A 6072-nucleotide genomic window follows, 5' to 3' on the forward strand; every position below is an offset into this window, starting at 1 on the left:
TCCTGCATAATATACTTGAAAAGGTCCAGGAAATTTGCTTACTATGCATGAAAGGAGATCATTTATTTGCACACAGTTATGCATTTGAATTTAAGAGTCGACCCGACCCAATATATCTCACAGATTCGAGAAGTTCCTGATTATGATTATATCCACATGGTACGACAACCTAAGTATATGACAGATCTTTCCCTTTTGAATGAGAAAGTTCATTATCTCAATGAAATTTTCTCACCGAAAGAATATGTGAAAAGTAATAATATCTCCCTCCTACATGCCCACCATGGTCAATTAGGGATGTTATTACTTCCTTTTAAAGAGGAAACAAACCTTCCGTTGGTAACAAGTATAAGAGGCAGGGATGCAACCCTGGCTAATCAGCCCATTGGATATCTAGATAACATGAAAAAGCTATTTGATCGAGGTGAGCGTTTTTTTCCAGTTTGTCAGTATTTAGCAGATAGGCTAATTGCTTGGGGTTGTCCTTCAGAAAAAATCAAAGTGCTCTATGGGGGCGTAGACCTTAACGAATTCAAATACCGGACTCCGCACAAAGGGGGCTCTCAAAACATTTTATCCATCGGTAGGTTGGTGGAAAAAAAAGGACATCATATCTTAATGCAAGCATTTCAAAAAATCAGAGGTGAATTTCCAAATGCAACCCTGACGATTATCGGAAGGGGGGAGCTTGAAGAATATCTCATGTCACTGGCAAATCAACTTAATTTAGGAGACTCTTTTCGTTTATTGAATCATCTCCCTAAAGATCAAGTACGAGAACAATTGACCAATGCGGATATATTTTGCGCCGCGAGCTTAGAATCTGCCGATGGCGATGTTGAAGGAATACCTAATACATTAAAAGAAGCTATGGCGATTGGAGTACCAGTGATTTCGACCAATCATGCCGGCATCCCTGAATTGATAACCAATAACAAAGAGGGGGTTTTAGTACAAGAAAACAATGTGGATGAACTGGCAGATGCTCTTGAATTCATGCTAACTAACAGAGAGATGTGGGAAACATATACAATGGCGGCTCGTCAAAAAGTCGAACAAAACTTTAACCTCACCCATCAGCTTCGACAACAAGCTGAATTTTATGATGAACTTGTAGCCCCTTATAAAGTAAGGAAACAATATGCAGTAACACCTCGCCGAATTGATAAAAAACCCCTTAAGGGAACCCCACAGCCTCAACAGCAAGGTAATGATGGCGAAACAATTGCGTCTAGAAAAAAAGTCGATTTAGCCAAAAAAGCCCTTATTTATATGCAACAGCTACAGAAGTTTCCTGAACTTCAAGAACTTCAAGAACTTCCACAGCTACAGCAGCTACAACAGTTTCAAAAGCTACAACGGCAGACTAAAGATAAAGTCAAAGATGAACTTGTAGCATCTAATAAAAAGGACAAAAAAGCGAAAATTCAACTGAAGGCTAAAGGTAATGATGAAAAAAGAGCATCTCGTAAAAATGCAAAAAAGGCTCAAAAAGTCGAAAAGGTCAAAAAAGCCCTGAATAAAATTCAAAATTTTCAACATATGGCCCAAGGTGAGCAGTTAGGAGGAGAACATGGAGGATTATAAAACGATTACTGTAACCAAGGGTGAAAAATCTTTGGAAATTCACAATCCGACTACCTATACGCTGATTGGAATGGGAGCTCAAGGTGCAGTATTTAAACTTTCAGAAGATAAATGTGTGAAAATCTATTCAGACCCCGTACAAGCGGAAATGGAGGAAGAAGCTCTTAAAGCTGGAAAGCACCTCCCCTTTATGCCAATGGTGTATGAAACAGGTCCAAATTATATAGTCATGGAATATTTTAATGCACCAACCTTAAAAGAGTATCTGAGAAATTGTACGTATATCCCTGATTCTATAGTAAAGAAACTTCTCTATATATTAAAAGAACTAAAACAAGCAAATTTCACAATGTTAGATGCCCCCCTACGTCATATTTTTGTCGTTGGCAATGAGGAACTTAAGGTGATTGACCATGTAAATTCCTTTAAAAGGATGCACCCTGTGCCTTTAAAATTATTAAGAGATTTAAATATTATCCTTTTAAAGGAATCGTTCTTAGCCCAAGTGAAAAAGCTTGAACCGGACACCTTCAATGAGTGGAAGGATTATTTCAATCAAAATAATTTGGACTTTAGAAACATTCCCGTCCTCTCAGGCGGGTCAGGTAATGGAGTGAAAGTGGATAGCGCTATAACACAAACACTTATTGGAAAAGGGCATCAAGGTGCTGTTTATCGTGTGTCTGAAAACACATGCGTTAAACTTTACGGGAAAACTGAACATGCAGATCAGGAAAAAATGGTTCTTTTATCAAGTCAAGACTTGCCTTTTATACCGAAAGTCTTTGAAACAGGACCCAATTATATTTTAATGGAATATCTATTAGGACCAGATTTAAATACGTTTCTAAAAAAACAAACTGTACTTTCTGAGGACATAACAAGACGATTACTCTATATATTAAAAACAATGGAAAGTTCAGGTTTCAAACAAATTGATGCTCCATTACGGCATATTATCATAACCAAGAATGGTTTTAAATTAGTCGACCATGTGTACTCGTTTTCGCGTGAACAAAAAAGGCCTCTCGAGTTATTTAAAGACCTTCGAGAAAGAAATTTTTTAGATGCTTTTTTGGAACAAGTGAAGGCGATAGATCCTGATACGTATGCTGAATGGACAAAAACACCAATCCCATTAACCGAAAATGATAATACGCTTGTATAGTCATGGTAATGTAACTGGAACCTAAAAGGGTATTACGCCTATTTTGTTGAGGTTTTAGTTATCACAAAAAGGAGCATTTTAATAAATTCATGATGATTTTCATTTAATGGTTTTTCATTCGTGAATTACGAATAAAACGTAGGTATCTTCATAATGAAGATGTTGAGTTTGCTTCCTCTTAATATCCGTCATAATGAACTTTGTTCTGTTGCTGTAAAGGGTCGAAAGTATAAATATATAATTAATGCTTACACAGTGTTCCGAAAAGGTATCAAAATCCTAATGTAATAGAAAGGATTGGAATTATTGTTATGAACATTTTAGTAACAGGGGCTGCAGGATTCATTGGTTTCCATTTAACAAAACGTTTATTAAGCCTAGATTTCAAAGTTATAGGAGTAGACAATATTAATGATTATTATGATGTTATTTTAAAAAACAATCGACTCAAGATATTAAAAGATAACCCTGATTTTGAATTTCACAATTTGGATTTGGCCAATAAAGAAAAATTAAATCAATTATTTAAAGACAGGACCATTGATATAGTCATCAACTTAGCAGCACAAGCGGGAGTACGTTATAGCATAGAACACCCGGATTCTTATGTTAAGTCCAACCTGGTTGGATTTGTAAATATCTTAGAGGTCTGTCGACATAATAATGTGAAGCACTTGATTTATGCATCATCCAGTTCTGTATATGGTGCAAATACAAAAATCCCCTTCTCAACCAAAGACCCAGTGGATCATCCAGTAAGTTTATATGCTGCCACTAAAAAGTCGAATGAATTAATGGCTCATACTTATAGTCATTTATATAATATTCCAACCACAGGACTCCGTTTCTTTACGGTGTATGGTCCATGGGGGAGGCCAGATATGGCTTATTATTCTTTTACTAAAAATATTATTGAAGAGAAAACAATAAAGGTTTTTAATAATGGAGATATGAGAAGAGACTTTACTTATATCGATGATATTGTTGAAGGAATAATCCGGCTACTTGATAAGCCACCGGTTTATAATATTGGATGGGATCGAGCTTACCCTGACCCAAGTTCAAGTTATGCCCCATACAAAGTTTATAATATTGGTAACAATAAGCCGATAAAATTAATGGATTTCATTACCACATTAGAGAAACTAATTGGAAAAAAGGCAAAAATAGAATTCTTACCGATGCAACCGGGAGATGTTAAGGAGACATATGCAGATATTGCCGATTTGCATGCTGATGTGGGGTTCTATCCTTCAACAACAATAGAAGAAGGTTTAACTCATTTTGTGAATTGGTACAAAAATTATAATAAATAAGAAAAAAGAAGCAGTGAATTTTAATAAGTGAGATTTTAGTGGATAAAAAATAATAATGGAATTTCTGTTTCAGACAGAAAGGTATAAAAAATTTCAAACACCTCAACTTGAAAGAATAACAAAGATAAGGTAATGGTGTCAGGCCTTGAGAAGAAATAATTCGGAATAGGTCAAGTTTTAAAATTGTGAAAACCATCAAACGATCCGCCTTCAAATATAGCTTCAATGACACCATTTATTTTTTCTTGTTTTTTTAATCCTTGAGTTGGTATGGAAGGCCAATTAACGAATGCCATTAATAAAATGCTGAAAATTAAAAAATGTCCATGTGAAAACGATGAATGAAGACAGATTCGGTTTAAGTAGATTTAAAGTATGCATGGCAATACAGTTCAATATAAATAAAAATATATTGTGTAAAAATCCAAAATCTAATAATAAATAGAAGGGTAAATTATATGCATGCAAAAAGATTAATTGAAAATTTGTAAGTTAATAAAAGGAGAAAGTAATTTGAACCCTGAAAATATGAAAACATCATTGGCAATTCTTAAGAAGCATTTAGATTTTCTCATGAAGTCCTTTACATGTCATTCTACAAAAAGTCCTCTATTCAAATTAAATCCTCTGTTTAAAAACAATTTTATAGTTTGTTCTGAAGACCTACCATACAAAGACATTTCTAAAGCTGATTCCATTTTCACTCATGAATATCACAAGCAAGTGAAACAAATTGGAGAACAAGGAAAGATAAAAAAAATAGGTAATTATCAAGAACTATTAGTTTTAGCAGAACGCGAGAAGAGAAATATGAATTTCTTGTTAAAGGGACTGAGGCATGATGAAAACCATTGCTTATTATGTAAGTGAAAACATTAAAACACACCAACGTTTTATATATAATCAAATCGTAAAGATAAGTAGCTATCGCTCAATCGTAATCGGCCCATTCGATGATACCAACCATACAGAATTCCCCTTTAAAAACTACTATAATTTAAACAAGATTAAAGATCTAGAAAAATTCTTCAAAGAACAGGAAATCATAGCCATTCATGCTCATCACGGAAAACATGGACAAGAAATTTTGCCTGTTTGTGAAAAATATAATATCCCATTAATCGTTAGCATTAGAGGGCGCGATGGTTCTGACAGACCAGAAATTTTCAAGAAAAATGCCCAGCGATATTCATCATTAATTAAACATGGTGCACACTTTTTCCCTGTTTGTCAATATCTTGCACAAGGATTAAGAAGTTTAGGAATTCCGGACGATAAAATTCATGTGTTATATGGAGGTATCGAATTGGATCTTTTCGCCTATTCTACCCCCAAACCACCTAAAGAAGGCGAAATAAGAGTTTTGTCTGTAGGTAGACTTGTAGACAAAAAAGGATATATCACTCTTTTAAAAGCATTTAAACGGATTTATACACAATATCCAAATGCTAGACTGCATATTATCGGAGCAGGTGAAGATGAGAATAAAATTAAATCGGTCATTACAGAATTTAACCTTAAAGATGCTGTGATTATTAGAGGAGCTATGAATTCAAAACAAGTTTCGAACGAATTGAAAAAAGCTCATATCTTTTGCCTTGCAAGTCAGACTGCTAAAAATGGTGATATTGAAGGCATTCCTAATGCCTTAAAAGAAGCAATGGCTAGCGGGTTACCTGTCGTTTCTACTCAACATGCGGGTATCCCTGAATTAATTGAACACCAGAAAACAGGATACCTGGCTCCAGAAAAAAATGATATTGAATTAGCGAAAGGCATACAATTCTTTTTAGAACATCCAGAGGTTTGGAACGACTATACGGAAAGAGCACGGAAAGTTATTGAAGAAAAATTTGATATCAATAAACAAATTATGGAGCAACAAAGATTATATTCACTCGTTAATTCAACGGAAAAGAACACGGAAAAGGAAACGGAAAAGGAAAAGGAAAAGAACACGGAAAAGGAAACGGAAACGGAAAAGAACACAGAAAAGGAAAC

Annotated in this window: 5 protein-coding genes; all 5 read left to right on the forward strand. The window is 34.8% G+C overall.

Going from position 1 to position 6072, the window contains the following annotated elements; genetic code table 11:
- Positions 1-66: 66 nt before the first annotated feature.
- Complete coding sequence (locus ACFRAK_RS20580) at positions 67-1587, forward strand: glycosyltransferase (protein ID WP_387598834.1); 1521 nt, start codon at positions 67-69, stop codon at positions 1585-1587.
- Positions 1574-2755 (forward strand): hypothetical protein, encoded by a 1182-nt coding sequence (locus ACFRAK_RS20585; protein ID WP_394572362.1) that lies wholly within the window; start codon positions 1574-1576, stop codon positions 2753-2755. The genes ACFRAK_RS20580 and ACFRAK_RS20585 overlap by 14 nt, the downstream gene beginning before the upstream one ends.
- A 311-nt stretch (positions 2756-3066) precedes the next feature.
- Positions 3067-4071, forward strand: a complete 1005-nt coding sequence (locus ACFRAK_RS20590) for an NAD-dependent epimerase (RefSeq protein ID WP_394572364.1) — start codon at positions 3067-3069, stop codon at positions 4069-4071.
- A 513-nt stretch (positions 4072-4584) separates the two neighbouring features.
- Positions 4585-4941, forward strand: coding sequence for a hypothetical protein (locus ACFRAK_RS20595; RefSeq protein WP_387708243.1), 357 nt, complete (start codon positions 4585-4587; stop codon positions 4939-4941).
- Positions 4910-6072: glycosyltransferase (locus ACFRAK_RS20600; protein ID WP_394572366.1), on the forward strand; the 1163-nt coding region annotated here is incomplete at its 3' end. The genes ACFRAK_RS20595 and ACFRAK_RS20600, both read left to right, overlap by 32 nt.

Source organism: Peribacillus sp. NPDC056705 (assembly GCF_043656335.1).

What these genes read in the sequence shown, in the direction of transcription:
- ACFRAK_RS20590 (WP_394572364.1), top strand. Translation starts at nt 3,067, where the DNA reads ATGAACATTTTAGTAACAGGGGCTGCAGGATTCATTGGTTTCCATTTA.
- ACFRAK_RS20585 (WP_394572362.1), top strand. Translation starts at nt 1,574, where the DNA reads ATGGAGGATTATAAAACGATTACTGTAACCAAGGGTGAAAAATCTTTG.